The organism is Algoriphagus kandeliae, assembly GCF_004571135.1.
GTDB lineage: Bacteria > Bacteroidota > Bacteroidia > Cytophagales > Cyclobacteriaceae > Algoriphagus > Algoriphagus kandeliae.
This window is the reverse complement of the sequence record NZ_SPSB01000002.1, coordinates 241,828-256,437: the sequence shown is the minus strand read 5'-3', so window position 1 is coordinate 256,437 and position 14,610 is coordinate 241,828. Positions and strand designations below refer to the sequence as shown.

The 14,610-nt window shown below is 38.8% G+C and carries 10 protein-coding genes; 8 read left to right on the top strand and 2 right to left on the bottom strand.

Features of this window, described 5'->3' with window-relative positions:
* The 8 genes from E4S40_RS05640 (at position 1) to E4S40_RS05605 (ending at position 11,427) form a co-directional block, all read left to right on the top strand.
* Positions 1-894 (top strand): class I SAM-dependent methyltransferase, encoded by an 894-nt coding sequence (locus E4S40_RS05640; protein WP_135072059.1) that lies wholly within the window; start codon positions 1-3, stop codon positions 892-894.
* Positions 895-965: 71 nt separating this feature from the next.
* Positions 966-2,555 carry an Ig-like domain-containing domain gene (locus E4S40_RS05635; protein WP_237563138.1) on the top strand — a complete coding sequence of 530 codons (1,590 nt, stop codon included), beginning with the start codon at positions 966-968 and terminating at the stop codon, positions 2,553-2,555.
* A 473-nt stretch (positions 2,556-3,028) separates the two neighbouring features.
* Complete coding sequence (locus E4S40_RS05630; RefSeq protein WP_135072055.1) at positions 3,029-4,777, top strand: AMP-dependent synthetase/ligase; 1,749 nt, start codon at positions 3,029-3,031, stop codon at positions 4,775-4,777.
* Between the two features lie 260 nt (positions 4,778-5,037).
* Positions 5,038-5,499: a MarR family winged helix-turn-helix transcriptional regulator gene (locus E4S40_RS05625; protein WP_135072053.1), complete on the top strand. Its 462-nt coding sequence runs from the start codon at positions 5,038-5,040 to the stop codon at positions 5,497-5,499.
* Positions 5,500-5,525: 26 nt separating this feature from the next.
* Positions 5,526-7,931 carry a 3-hydroxyacyl-CoA dehydrogenase/enoyl-CoA hydratase family protein gene (locus tag E4S40_RS05620; protein ID WP_135072051.1) on the top strand — a complete coding sequence of 802 codons (2,406 nt, stop codon included), beginning with the start codon at positions 5,526-5,528 and terminating at the stop codon, positions 7,929-7,931.
* Positions 7,867-8,337 carry a four helix bundle protein gene (locus E4S40_RS05615; protein ID WP_237563137.1) on the top strand — a complete coding sequence of 157 codons (471 nt, stop codon included), beginning with the start codon at positions 7,867-7,869 and terminating at the stop codon, positions 8,335-8,337. The genes E4S40_RS05620 and E4S40_RS05615 overlap by 65 nt, the downstream gene beginning before the upstream one ends.
* A gap of 52 nt (positions 8,338-8,389) precedes the next feature.
* Positions 8,390-9,565: a thiolase family protein gene (locus E4S40_RS05610; RefSeq protein WP_135072049.1), complete on the top strand. Its 1,176-nt coding sequence runs from the start codon at positions 8,390-8,392 to the stop codon at positions 9,563-9,565.
* 68 nt (positions 9,566-9,633) lie between these two features.
* Positions 9,634-11,427, top strand: coding sequence for an acyl-CoA dehydrogenase family protein (locus E4S40_RS05605; protein ID WP_135072047.1), 1,794 nt, complete (start codon positions 9,634-9,636; stop codon positions 11,425-11,427).
* 71 nt (positions 11,428-11,498) lie between these two features.
* On the opposite strand, the gene E4S40_RS05600 is transcribed toward E4S40_RS05605, so the two are convergent.
* Both E4S40_RS05600 and E4S40_RS05595 read right to left on the bottom strand, forming a co-directional pair.
* Positions 11,499-13,274, bottom strand: coding sequence for a patatin-like phospholipase family protein (locus E4S40_RS05600; RefSeq protein WP_135072045.1), 1,776 nt, complete (start codon positions 13,272-13,274; stop codon positions 11,499-11,501).
* 154 nt (positions 13,275-13,428) lie between these two features.
* Complete coding sequence (locus E4S40_RS05595; RefSeq protein ID WP_135072042.1) at positions 13,429-14,553, bottom strand: DmpA family aminopeptidase; 1,125 nt, start codon at positions 14,551-14,553, stop codon at positions 13,429-13,431.
* Between the last annotated feature and the right edge of the window lie 57 nt (positions 14,554-14,610).

Below are 14,610 nucleotides of genomic sequence, written 5' to 3'. Positions count from 1 at the left end.
ATGCATGAAAGATTGAATAAATGCCCGCTTTGTAAAAGTGGGCATTTTCTTAATTACTCTACCATCAAGGATTGGGCTGTTAGCAAGGAAGAATTCATTTTATGTGAATGTCAAGATTGCAAACTTATTTTTACCAATCCACGTCCCTCAGAAAAACAGATCGGGACTTATTATGAATTTCCCGAATATTATTCGCATCAAGATGAATCCAAGGGATTAATTCAAAGAATTTATAATCAAATCCGGAGAATCAACATAACAAAAAAATACAAGTTGATTTCAAGTCTCGGAACAGACAAAAGCATCTTAGATATTGGTTGCGGAACAGGGGAATTACTACGATACTTCCAAGAAAAAAACTGGGAAGTAAACGGAGTCGAACCCAACAAAAAAGCAAGGAGTTTAGCAAAGGAGAAACTTGGAGAAAATGTCTATAAAAGCCTGAAAAAAGTACCTGAGAATCATTCTTTTGATATCATCAGTCTTTTTCATGTTTTAGAGCATGTTCATGACTTAAGAAAAAGCCTAAAAAAAATCATAAAGCTCTTAAAATCAGATGGTTACATTATTTTAGCATTACCAAATCATCAATCTAAAGACGCTAAGAAATACAAGAATTTTTGGGCAGGATGGGATGTTCCAAGGCATTTGTATCACTTTGATCCAGAGAGTGTTAGGCAATTAGCTAAGCAATTTGATTTAGAAATTGTAAATCAAAAGCCCATGATTTTTGATAGCTATTATGCTTCTTTACTTTCTGAAAAATATCAGGATCCCAATTCAGGAAATTTGAAAAATTTAATGCAATCTTTTTTCGAAGGAATGCAATCAAATCAGGAGGCAAAAAAATCAGGGAATTACTCAAGCATCTTATATATTTTATCAAAAAAGTGAAAAGCTTACAGTTGATATATGGCTTATTTGTGATCTTACTTTTTTCACAATGTGCAAAACAAAGTTCACCTATGGGTGGACCACGAGACGAAGATCCACCGGTGCAATTAGAAGCAAATCCAGCCGATCAAAGTTTAAATATAAAACCATCAGAAATCATCATCACATTTGATGAATATATCAAACTCGATAATCCCAATAAAAACATCATTATTACTCCAAGACTAAATAAGGATGAAATCATTACAACGGCTCTCAAGGATCGAGTAATTATTGAGTTAAATCAGGAGCTAGAAGATAATACAACCTATGTTTTCAATTTCCAGAATTCAATACAGGATCTTTCCGAAGGAAATCCTGCAGAGAATCTAAAGTTGGTGTTTTCAACTGGTGATTTTATTGATAGCTTAAAGGTAAAAGGCAAAATCAATAATTATTGGCCAAACCAGCAGTATGATGCTCGAAATGTCATTATCGGATTATACCTTGAAAATGATACAACTGATCTATTTACTGCAGCGCCCTATTATTTAACTAGAGCAGATAGCCTAGGGGAATTTCAAATTGAAAACATCAAGGAAGGAAGCTATAAAGCTTATGCTTGGTTGGATGCTAATAATTCCACCAAAGCTGAATTTAAAAGTGAGCCCTATGATTTTTTGAAGGATACACTTGAAATAAACAAAAATTTAGAGGGCATACAGTTCAATTTATCGCAAAGTGACTTAACTGATTTCCGGCTCACTCGATCTAGTTTCACAAATGGGAGCTACGATTTTATTTTAAACAAAAACCAGGTAGAAGAAAACATCCAAGTTCAAGGGCTTGGAGAAGAAATCTATTATAGCACTGAAGACAAAAGAATTCGATTATTCTCAACTCAATCAATTTCTGATAGTCTATTAGTCAATTTAAAATTGATTGATTCAGTCAGTAATCAAATTGATACCACCATTTGGGCCAAATTCCCAGAAACAGAACGAAGACCTGAAAAATTAAGCCTTACAGCCAATTCAGGAAAAAACTTTACGGATACACTTTTTGCAAGCCTTAAATTCAATAAACCGGTTCTAAATATTCGTACAGATTCTTTATTTATTCCTGTTGATTCTACAACGACAATTCAAATAAAGGAGCAGATGTTCTCCTTCAAAGATTCACTGAAGCGTACAGAACTTTTGTTCAGAATTCCAATACCAGATACGCTGGGAATCGAAATTTTCACGTTGACAGCCATGGATTCAACCTTCCGGGATATTCAGGGAGAATACAATGAAGACCCTATCAGGGCCAATTACAGAAAGATCAAAAAAGAGACATTGGCTGATTTGCTATCAGGAACAGTAGCAGGTGCAGAACCTCCATTTATAATACAGCTCATAGATGCTAAAAATGAAGTTTACAAAGAGCAACTAGTGAAAAATTCAAAGGATTTTATTTTTAGAGGGATTGAAGCCGGTACATACAAAATTCGTGTGATTGAAGATAAAAATGGAAATGGCAGATGGGATCCTAGCAATTTTTATCAGGAAAGACTAGCTGAACGAGTATTTTACTTTTTAGATGATACAGGAGCTATAGGAGCAATCATCTTGAAAAGCGGTTGGACAAACGAAGGAATTATAATCCAAGCAAGCAAATCGACTGGAATATTGGAATAATCTGCCTGTGGAAAATCCACTAAAACCATGTGGAAAAATACAGAACAAGAAGCCAATAAACCGGACTTATCCATAGTCAATATTCCAAAAGTCAACTTTCATAAATTTCTTATGGATAAGTGCTCATCTTTCCACGCTTCAAACCAAAGAAATCAACAGACAAATTAAACACAGCATTTTTAACAAGTTATTTCCACATAATGGATAATAAGAAACTAATTACCAATAAATCAAATACTTATATGTGGAAAAAATGAGGATAATATGTAGATGAATGGTATCACATCAATTATAAAAAGTGGAGAAAACAAAAAGATACTTTTATCCACATATCAACAGCCTTAATAACCACAATAAGATTTTTTAAATAAATATTGATTTACAATTAATAGAATAAAAAGGCTGTGGAAAAACCATTTTCAAATCAATTCAATTTTTCCCTATATTGGTTTAAACATCAATTTTAAACCCAAATGGACCTACAACGATTATTTGATCTTATACCTTACCAAATAGCAACTTATGATAAAGAGGTAGCGCTATCCCGAAAAATGGATGGAGAATGGAAAACTTATTCTTCCAGGGATGTAAAGCAGATTATAGATAATTTAAGCTTAGGATTTTTAGCAAAGGGAATCGGTCGTGATGATAAGGTTGCAATTATTTCAGAAAACCGTCCCGAATGGAATTTCATCGATTTAGCTTTACAGCAGATTGGGGCAATTTCTGTCCCAATGTATCCGACAATTTCGAGTGAAGATTATGCCTATATTTTTGGACATGCCTCTGTAAAAATCATTTTTGTTGGGGATGCAACTATTTATGAAAAAGCGAACCAGGCAGCTAAAGGACAAGAGATTTTCAGCTTTGATCAATTAGAGGGAGTTAGCCATTGGGAAGCGATCATGGGCTTTGGGGAAAATGGTGATTTGGCACAACTTGAAGCCGAAAAAGAAAAAGTAAAGCCAGAAGACCTTTTCACTATTATTTATACCTCCGGGACAACAGGAAGACCCAAAGGAGTCATGTTGACTCATCACAATGTACTTTCAAATCTTCTTTCTGTTTCAAATATCATGAGTCCGGAAAAGGGGAATGCCAAGGTACTAAGCTTTCTTCCTTTGTGTCATATTTTTGAAAGGACTGCTTCCTTTTGTTTTATCTACATGGGTTTCTCCATTTATTATGCAGAGAATCTTGATAAGATAGGAGATAACCTGAAAGAAGTACAGCCTCATTTATTTAATACTGTTCCTCGTTTGCTGGAAAAGGTATATGATAAAATTGTAGCGAAAGGATATGAGCTGACAGGGGTCAAGAAGCAGTTGTTTTTCTGGGCTTTGAATCTGGGTCTTAAATACGATCCTGCTCAGGATATGGGTTCCTGGTATAATTTTCAATTAAAGCTGGCTAACAAATTGATTTTCTCTAAATGGAGGGAAGCTTTAGGTGGAAATATCATGCAGATCAATTCCGGAGCTTCTGCCTTACAACCTCGTTTGGCTCGGGTATTTTGGGCTGCGGGAATTCGTGTTTGTGAAGGCTATGGTTTGACAGAGACTTCTCCTGTGGTGACAGCTACCATTAGCCAGCCAGAGAAAGTTCGAATCGGTTGGGTAGGTACTATCGTCCAAGATGTACAGGTGAAGATCGCCGAGGATGGTGAAATCCTGGTTAAAGGTCCAAATGTAATGCAAGGTTATTACCGAGAGCCTGAGATGACCGCAGATGCTATTAAAGACGGCTGGTTCCATACTGGAGATATCGGCGAATTGGATGGAGACTATCTGCGGATCACTGACCGTAAAAAGGAAATGTTCAAAACCTCAGGTGGGAAATACATTGCTCCACAACCTATGGAGAATAAATTCAAGGAATCTTCGCTTATCGAACAGCTTATCGTGGTGGGAGATGGCAAAAAATTCCCGGCTGCCTTGATTGTTCCTAGTTATGATGGACTTCGTGAATATTGTAAGCACAAAGATATTCCATATACCACCGATCAGGAGATGATCACAAAACCTGACATACTTGAAAAATATCAGCGGGAAGTGGATTCTTACAACAAGTATTACGGAAAGTGGGAGCAAATCAAAAAATTCAAACTCCTTCCCGAACCTTGGGGAATTGATACCGGTGAGCTTACTCCAACGATGAAGTTGAAGCGAAAAGTAATCCATCAGAAGTATCAAAAAGAGATTGAAGAAATATATGAAGTTTGATTCAAATCAAATTCCTTAGAAATCGATCTTTTTCACTTCAGGTCTAATGCTCAAAATTTAATTCGGGAAAAGAAGAAAAATTTTATCATTATTTTGAATAGTATTAATTAACACGAAAATTAATTTATAATATTTCGATTTATAGACTTTTTTCCAATTAATATTTGTGATGCATGCATAACTTTTTTGCTAAAATAGTATGCATGCATACAAAATTTCTCTAAATTAGGTACGCTTAAAATGACAGAAGTACCTAATACATGAAGCGTGAAGAAACGGTAGATTATCACATTAAGAGCGCTTGGCATGCGATTTCTAGAATGTACAACCAACGAGCTGCAGCGGAGGGATTCACGACAGCTATTGGTTTTGTATTGATTAATATCAATTCCAAGGAAGGAACACCCGCAACCAAGATTGCTCCTATGATTGGATTAGAAACTCGGAGTTTGACGAGGATGCTCAAGACCATGGAAGAAAAGGGCTTGATCTATAAAAAGCAGGATCCTTCAGATAAGCGCTCCGTTCGAATATTTTTAACCGAAGAAGGAAAGCGAAAAAAGGAAGCTTCGGTCCAGACCATCAAAGAATTCAACGAACAGGTTCGAGAAGTCATTTCGGAAGAAGAATTGAAAACATTCTTTCAAGTTTTTGAAAAGCTGCAATTGGTGATTGATCAATTCAGTGGAGCAACAGTGGATAAACCCATATTTGAATTATAAACCTCAGACTACCAAAACCCAAAAAAATGAACAAAACCATTCGAAAAGTAGCCATTTTAGGTTCAGGCGTGATGGGGTCCAGAATTGCCTGCCACTTCGCAAATATCGGAGTGGAAGTGTTGTTACTGGATATTGTGCCATTTGAACTCACCGAGGATGAGCAGAAAAAGGGATTGACTAAAGAAAATCCCGCTGTTAGAAATCGGATTGTAAACACCGCACTTCAAAATACCCTAAAAGCAAAGCCTTCTCCAATTTATGATCAAAGCTTTGCAAGCCGAATTACCACGGGGAATTTTGACGATGACCTTCCTAAAATCAAGGATGTCGATTGGATAATGGAAGTTGTCGTGGAGCGCTTGGATATCAAACAGCAATTATTTGAAAAAGTAGAAAAATACAGAAAGCCCGGTACGCTCATTACTTCAAATACTTCTGGAATTCCTATGCACATGATGTGCGAAGGAAGATCTGAGGATTTTCAGATAAATTTTGCCGGAACTCACTTTTTCAACCCTCCTCGATACCTACGCTTATTGGAAATCATTCCAGGTCCAAAGACCAAGCCTGAAATCGTGGATTTCCTGATGGATTATGGAGATCGCTTTTTGGGTAAAGAAACAGTTCTTTGTAAGGATACCCCAGCATTTATTGCGAATAGAATAGGTGTTTATGCCATCATTTCCGGAATGCATACCATTGAAAAAATGGGACTTGGTGTTTCTGAAGTTGATAAGCTTACTGGTCCGGTAATCGGCCGTGCAAAGTCTGCTACTTTCCGAACCATGGATGTGGTTGGTCTAGATACCACTGTCAATGTGGCTAATAATCTTTATAAAGCACTGCCTCATGACGAGTCAAGGGACAAATTCAAGCTTCCTAAAATTGTCGAAGTACTTTATGAAAATAAGTGGTTTGGAGATAAGACGGGACAGGGTTACTTCAAAATGATCCGTCATAAGGATGGCCGAAAAGAACTGAAAGAATTAGACTTTAACACTTTTGAATATAAGGATGTAGAAAAGCCAAAATTCAAAGCTTTAGAAGCATCCAAGGAAATTGATGATCTCAAAAAGCGAATCAAATTCCTAGTCAATTTTGAGGATAAGGCTGGTGAATTTTATCGAGCTTCTTTCTATGACTTGTTCAAATACGTTTCACATCGAATTCCAGAAATTTCCGATGAGTTGTATAGAATAGATCAAGCGGTATCCGCTGGTTTTGGATGGGAATTAGGTCCATTTGAGACATGGGATGTATTGGGTGTCAAAGAAACCGTTGAGAAAATGGAAGCTGCTGGGGAAAAAGCAGCTGCTTGGGTTCATGAAATGCTAGATGCTGGAAATGACTCTTTCTATAAAGTAGAAAACGGTAAAAAGAAGTATTACGATATCCCCAGCAAATCTTATGTAGAAATCCCTGGAACAAGTGATTTCATCATTTTGGATACGCTCAAAGCAGCCGATAAAAAGATCTGGGGCAATGCCGGTGCTTCTATTTACGATATGGGTGATGAAGTCATCGGTCTGGAATTCCATACCAAAATGAATTCCATGGGGGCGGAAGTGATCGAAGGGATTAACACAGCCATTTCCATGGCAGAGAAATCTTACAAAGGATTGGTAATTGGTAATGAAGGAGGAAACTTCTCTGCTGGTGCCAACTTAGCTATGCTCTTCATGTTTGCGGGAGATCAGGATTTTGATGAAATCAATTTAATGATTGCCCAATTTCAGAAGACCATGATGCGGGCACGTTATTCTTCCGTACCAGTCGTTGTTGCTCCTCATAATATGGCACTGGGAGGTGGATGCGAACTTTCTCTTCATGCAGACCATATTCAAGCTCATGCTGAATTGTACATGGGATTGGTTGAAGTTGGTGTAGGGTTGATTCCTGCCGGTGGAGGTACAAAAGAAATGACTCGAAGATTCTCCAATCGAGTGATCCCAGGAGATGTTGAATTAAATCACTTGCAGGAGTATTTCATGAATATCGCAATGGCTAAGGTTTCTACCTCTGCTGAGGAAGCTCGAGCTTTAGGATATCTAAGACCTCAAGATGGAATCACTCTCAATCGCAAGCGACAACTAGCAGAGGCCAAGGCCAAAGTGATTGCTCTTTCTGATGCTGGATATACCCAACCTATGGAACAGACCAATATTCGAGTACTTGGAAAAACTTCCTTGGCACTATTTGAGGCTGGAATTACAGGAATGATCTATGGTAATTATATCTCTGAACATGACGCCAAAATTGCAAGAAAACTTGCTTGGGTTATGTCAGGTGGTGATTTGTCTGCTCCGACTGAAGTTTCAGAGCAATACTTGCTCGATTTGGAGCGAGAAGCATTTTTGAGTTTGACAGGTGAAAAGAAAACGCTGGAACGAATTCATAGCATTCTTTTCAAAGGAAAACCACTTAGAAACTAGTATCAGGTATCTAGAAGCAAGTATCGAGTATTTAAAAATTTGGACTATGCACAATTTTAAAGAACTCAAAGTTTGGCAAAAATCAGTAGATATGGCTGTGAAGATTTATTCAGTTACAAAGTCCTATCCCAATGAAGAGAAGTTTGGACTTATTTCTCAAATGCGCAGGGCTGGGGTTTCTATTCCTTCAAATATTGCTGAAGGATGTGCAAAAACTTCGAATAAATCATTTGTAAACTCACTTGAGGTTAGTCTCGGTGAAAGTTTTGAGTTGGAAACCCAAATGATTATTTCAGAAAGAATTGGAATTCTTGACAATACAACTGCAAGAGAACTTGAATCTGACCTTTCTGAAATTCAGAAAATGATTATGGGTTTAAAATCTTCTATTGAGGCAAAGTCTTGATTCTCAAATCTTGATACTAGATACAAATCAATTATTAATTAAATACAAAATAATGGACGCATATATAATTAACGGATATAGATCAGCTGTAGGAAAAGCCAAAAAAGGAGGGTTTCGATTTTATCGACCAGATGATTTGGCAGCCGATGTAATTAAGTACTTGGTAGCAAATACTCCCGGCTTGGAAGCGAGTATGGTCGATGACCTGATTGTTGGAAACGCTATCCCTGAAGCAGAACAAGGAATGCAAATGGGAAGAATGATTTCCTTGCTAGCATTGGGTATCGATAATCCTGGTTTTGTGATGAACCGATACTGCGGTTCTGGCTTGGAAGCGATTGCTCTTGCTGTTGGAAAAATAAAAGCGGGAATGGCTGATTGCATTATCGCCGGAGGTACAGAATCCATGTCTTTGCTACCGATGATGGGATATAAGACCGCCCTAAACTGGAAGATTGCCTCTCAGACACCTAGCTACTACCTGAGCATGGGATTGACAGCTGAAGAATTGGCCAAAGATTATAATATCACTCGAGAAGAAGCAGATGCTTTTTCTGTAAGATCCCATGAACGTGCTTTGGCAGCTATCCAAGCTGGAAAATTCAAAGATGAGATCGTTCCGGTCGAAGTCGAAGAAACTTATCTGGATGAAAAAGGAAAGCGTAAAACCCGAAAATTTGTGGTTGACACGGACGAAGGTCCACGGGCAGGAACGACCAAAGAAGTTTTGGCCAATTTGAAGCCAGCCTTCAAAATGGGTGGGCAAGTGACCGCAGGTAATTCTTCTCAAACTTCAGATGGAGCAGCTTTTGTAGTTGTCATGTCTGAGCGTTTGATGAAATCATTGAATTTGGAGCCGGTGGCTCGAATGATGTCCTATAGCGTAGCGGGCGTAGATCCGAGAATCATGGGAATTGGACCGAAAGAAGCTGTTCCAAAGGCATTGAAGCAAGCAGGTCTTTCCTTGAATGATATTGATTTGATTGAATTAAATGAAGCTTTTGCCGCCCAAGCATTAGCAGTGATCAAGGCGTTGGATCTCAATGAAGATATCCTAAATGTCAATGGTGGTGCGGTGGCATTGGGTCACCCGTTAGGTTGTACAGGTGCCAAGCTTTCTGTTCAGCTATTCAATGAATTAAGGAGAAGAAATAAAAAGTATGGAATGGTGACAGCTTGTGTAGGCGGTGGCCAAGGGGTAGCTGGAATCTTTGAATTATTGAAATAAATAAACCTGGAAGATCAGCTTTCATTTTTCAAAACATCGAATAATTAAGAACAAGACAATTTATCAAAATGACAACTCTATCTAAATCAATCCAAGGAGGAGAGTTCCTCATTCGGGAGACAGACGCACAGGACGTTTTCATTCCGGAGCAGTTTACAGAAGAGCAAAAAATGATGGCTCAGGCATGTCAGGATTTCATCGACACAGAGATTACACCGAATATCGAGGAAATCGACAGCATGAAAAATCCGGATTTGGTTCCTTCCATTTTCAAGAAGGCTGGAGAATTAGGTCTTTTGGGTGTATCCGTTCCTGAAGAGTATGGGGGATTGGGAATGAGCTTCAATACTTCCATGTTGATTGCTGATATTATCGGAGCTGCTGGATCTTTTTCGACTACTTATGGGGCACATACCGGAATTGGAACCTTGCCGATTTTGTATTACGGCACCGAAGAGCAAAAGCAAAAATACTTACCCAAACTAGCTACTGGTGAGTGGGCTGCTTGTTATTGCTTGACCGAGCCAGATGCAGGCTCTGATGCCAACAGTGGAAAAACTAAAGCAACCCTTTCTGCAGATGGAAAACACTACCTGATCAATGGCCAGAAAATGTGGATTTCCAATGCTGGATTTGCAGATCTATTCATTGTTTTCGCTAAGATTGAGGATGACAAAAACCTAACAGCATTCATCGTCGAAAAGACGTTTGGTGGAATCACCATGAATGAGGAAGAGCGCAAAATGGGTATCAAAGGATCTTCTACCCGTCAGGTCTTCTTCAATGATTGTCCTGTTCCGGTGGAAAATATGCTTTCAGAAAGACAAAATGGGTTCAAGATTGCAGTGAATATCCTCAATATTGGCCGTGTCAAACTAGGAGCAGGTGTTTTGGGAGGAGTTCGTACGGTAACTTCCCATGCCATCAAGTATTCTACTGAGCGAAAGCAATTTGGAACGAGCATCAACTCTTTTGGTGCAGTAAAACGAATGCTTGCTGAAATGGCAGTCCGATCTTATGTTTCCGAATCACTTTGCTATCGAGCAGGACAGGATATTGAAGACCGCATGGATGCTTTGGCCGCAGAAGGCATGTCTGATGCGGATGCTAAATTAAAAGCATTGGAGCAGTTTGCGATCGAAGCAGCAATTGCCAAAGTTCACGGTTCCGAGGTTTTAGACTACGTAGTTGACCAAGGTGTTCAGGTTTACGGAGGAATGGGTTATTCCGCAGAAGCACCGATGGAGAGAGCATATCGTGATGCCCGAATTGCTAGAATCTATGAAGGTACCAATGAAATCAACCGCATGCTGATGGTTGGGATGTTGCTGAAAAGAGCCATGAAAGGCGAGATCAATTTATTTGAACCTGCTATGGCGGTGGCTAATGAATTGACAGCTGTTCCATCATTTGACACTGTAGATACTTCCGAACTTTTTGCCGCTGAAAAAGAAGTATTGAAAAAGTTGAAGAAGGTGTTCTTGATGGTCGGTGGAAAAGCAGCTATGGCACTCCAAGACCGAATAGAAGATGAGCAGGAAGTCATGATGAATTTGGCTGATGTGATGATTGAAATCTATGCGGCTGAATCAGCTATTCTTCGTACAGAAAAATTGGTAAGCATCAAAGGAGAGGAAGCATGCAAGCATCAGATTGCTATGTCTCAGGTTTATCTTTCCGAAGCAGTAGACAAAATCAATGCTGCAGCGAAGGAAGCTATTGCTTCTTTCACTAAGGGAGATGAACAAAAAGTGATGTTGATGGGATTGAAGAGATTTACAAAAATGGATCTGATCAATACCAAAGAACTTCGAAGACAAATTGCAGATTTCATGATCGAACAAGGAAAGTATCCTTTTTAAAAACTGAAGTTTGATAAAGTAAGAAAGGACTCCGAAATAATTTGGAGTCCTTTTTTGATTATAATCCTTCTTTATTTTTTATTCCAAAAACGTTCATCCTCAGGTAAGGTATCTAAATAATCCACCATTTGGTCGTAACCTTTCTTAAGGATTTGTTTCCATTTTTTATCATCCATAAATCCCACCCCTTTCAGGTTCAATTCAAAATAATGAGAGACCTTTTGTTTGGTGACTTCTTGTTTTTGAAGACTGTTTAGTGTTAATGAATTTATAATCAGAGATCCTACAGAAGGGATTTTATAGCGTTTTTTCCGGAGGATTTTATCCCAAAGTAGTCCCCAGCCGGAAGGAGCTTCTTCATAGTTTACCTTGCGTTCAGGCAAACCTGATAGGGATACGGCTATGATTTTGGAGACAGGAAATCGATACATAGGTTCGATGGGCAAATTATCCATTACGGCCCCATCTACATGGAGATATTGATCAATGACAACTGGAGGGAAAACACCAGGGATGGCCATACTTGCAGCTAATTGTTTCCAAAGAAGACCATGATCATGGATTTTCATAGCTGCTTTGGAAAAATTGGTAGATACACAATATGAATTAACCCAGATGTCATCCATATGGCTGCTGCCAAACAATTCTTTGATAAACCGAATGACTTTCTTCCCTGATAGAAAAGAAACCAAAGGGAGCGTGAGATCATTGGAAGTCAATTGTGCTTTGACAGAATCAGAAATACTTTTTTCGATCTTTTTGAAATCAAAATCAAAGAAACTCATGGTTACACCGTAAATAGCTCCGGCACTGGTTCCTCCCAAGAAATCAATTTCGATTCCCCGTTCTTGCATTGCTTTGACTACCCCAATATGCGCATAGCCCTTTGCACCGCCACCACCTAATACAAGTCCAATTGCTTGATTAGTAATAATTCGGCAAAATCTAGCAGTATCTTTTTCATGTCCTTTTCGAAGGTGGATATGAAGCTGGATAGAGCGGTTTTTCAACCATTTTTCCGTACCTGATGGCATGGTGGGATTTTCATCGTGAAGCAAAAGAAGGTAAATCTTCTTGTTCAGAATATTCCTCTCATAAAGCTTCAATTCCTTTTCAATCGGACGAATTTTTTTGCTTGAATCAAAAGGAGTTGCCAAAATGACCAAATCCGCATAGACCAGGCATTGATGCGACCAATCCGGTTGCTCATCATCACAAACTAGAATATTGAGACCTTCGTGTTCTTCGAGGGAATCGAAAAACTCATCATCGTGAAGTTCAGATTGAGATTCAAAATCATAAACGCGAACAGGAACTTTCATTTCATCAAAATAAGCCTGCATGCCATTTGTCCATGGACTGAGATCCAAGTCGGATTGCAGGTTTATTAATGCGATATTTTTTGGAGGGGCAGTTTTATTCTGTTGAAAAGTATTCCGCCTTAATCGTTGAATGACAAAATTGGTCAGGGAAGTAGCTAAGGCGGGATTTTTGGAAACAAGGATTTGATATTCTTCTTGCGTAAACTCTAAAACCGTGGATTTTCTGATGGCTAAAACCGAAGCCATTCGAGGTTCATTTGTAAAAAGAGCAAATTCTCCCACGGGCTCACCTTGACCAATATCTCCCAAAATTCGAGTTTCATTTGGGTCTTCTTTAATAGCTCGAAGTCTGCCGGATAGGACAATGTAAAGTACATTTTGGGCTTCTCCTTGATGAAAAAGATATTCACTTGTATTTAATACTTTTTTAGTCCCAATTTCAAAAATCTGATCCAGCATGGAGTCATCCATTCCTCCAAAAAGCCTATGAAAAAGGTTATGATATTGGGTATTAAAATTTTCCATTCTTTGAATTGAGATTAGAAAAAGAAAAAAGATTTGATGACGATATCCTGAGCAATTTGAAATTCGTCATAATTATTAATGATCTGAAAAAAACTTCGTTTTTCAAAAAGAAAGTTAGGGATAGGTTTACAAAATGGATTTATGAGGAAAAAAATTATTGCTTATTAATCCATTCCAACACCTGCTCTTTGGGCAAAGCTTCAACGGTTCGACCTTGCTTTCCTTCCATTGTTTCTGCTGCAAAAAGTGAATTGATAATTGCTTCTTCCGTCGCTTCTATGACAGCCATGAAAAGGGCACTCATGTCGTCATTTCGTAGAATTTCAGCTTGTTCCAATTCCCCCGATTTAGCAGAATAGGCAGAGCGTAGTGATTCGGCAGTTGAGAAAGAAATTACATAATCTCCCGAACCATTCGAGGCAATTCCTCCTGTTTTTGCCAAACCCATCATGGCTCTTTTGGCCATCCGCTCCAAATTTCTAGATAGGACAGGGGCATCGGTAGCCACCACAATCATGCAACTGCCATCTGCTTTTTCGATCGCATTCCGGAAGGGATATTTCTCAAGTTTTTCACCTACTGGAACTCCACCAATTTGAAGGTTTCCACCAAAATTGCTTTGAACCAAAACACCAACTGTGTATCCTCCAAGTGATTCAGGTAGTTTTCTGGAAGCTGTTCCTATCCCTCCTTTCCAACCAAAACAAATAGTACCCGTTCCTGCTCCTATGTTTCCTTCTTGTACAAGATCCTCCTTGGCAGCTTGAATAGTTGCTATGACTTCTTCGGGAGAAATATGCATTCCCCGAATATCATTTAGAAAGCCATCATTAGTTTCTCCTACTACAGCATTCACGGATTGCACCGACTCATTTCCGGATTGATTTAGTGTATAGCGAACAGCGCCTTCAATTCCCGCGGCAACGGATAAGGTATTGGTTAGAATAATTGGGCTTTCTAATAAACCTAATTCCTGTACTTGAGTGATGCCTGCGAGTTTTCCAAATCCATTGCCAACATAGATCGCTGCAGGTACTTTTTCCTGAAAAATATTTCCTCCATGAGCTAAAATGGCCGTTACTCCCGTTCGAATGGAGTCTCCTTCGATCTTTGTGAAATGCCCGACTTTCACTCCAGCCACATCTGTGATGGCATTTAATTTTCCAGGCGCTAAAACCCCAAATGGAACACCAAGTTCTCTGGGTCTGCTTTGTCCTTGAACAGTTTGAAAACCGGAGAGAAAAAGAATCAGGAAGCAAAATAATGAAAGGTTTTTCATAGTGTTAGAGAGCTTTTGATCAGAGGATTTTTCCATTTTTCGACGCTTGAATCCTTT

Coding starts and splice junctions, on each gene's coding strand:
- E4S40_RS05640 (WP_135072059.1), top strand. CDS start 1: ATGCATGAAAGATTGAATAAATGCCCGCTTTGTAAAAGTGGGCATTTT.
- E4S40_RS05635 (WP_237563138.1), top strand. CDS start 966: ATGGGTGGACCACGAGACGAAGATCCACCGGTGCAATTAGAAGCAAAT.
- E4S40_RS05630 (WP_135072055.1), top strand. CDS start 3,029: ATGGACCTACAACGATTATTTGATCTTATACCTTACCAAATAGCAACT.
- E4S40_RS05625 (WP_135072053.1), top strand. CDS start 5,038: ATGAAGCGTGAAGAAACGGTAGATTATCACATTAAGAGCGCTTGGCAT.
- E4S40_RS05620 (WP_135072051.1), top strand. CDS start 5,526: ATGAACAAAACCATTCGAAAAGTAGCCATTTTAGGTTCAGGCGTGATG.
- E4S40_RS05610 (WP_135072049.1), top strand. CDS start 8,390: ATGGACGCATATATAATTAACGGATATAGATCAGCTGTAGGAAAAGCC.
- E4S40_RS05605 (WP_135072047.1), top strand. CDS start 9,634: ATGACAACTCTATCTAAATCAATCCAAGGAGGAGAGTTCCTCATTCGG.
- E4S40_RS05600 (WP_135072045.1), bottom strand. CDS start 13,274: ATGGAAAATTTTAATACCCAATATCATAACCTTTTTCATAGGCTTTTT.
- E4S40_RS05595 (WP_135072042.1), bottom strand. CDS start 14,553: ATGAAAAACCTTTCATTATTTTGCTTCCTGATTCTTTTTCTCTCCGGT.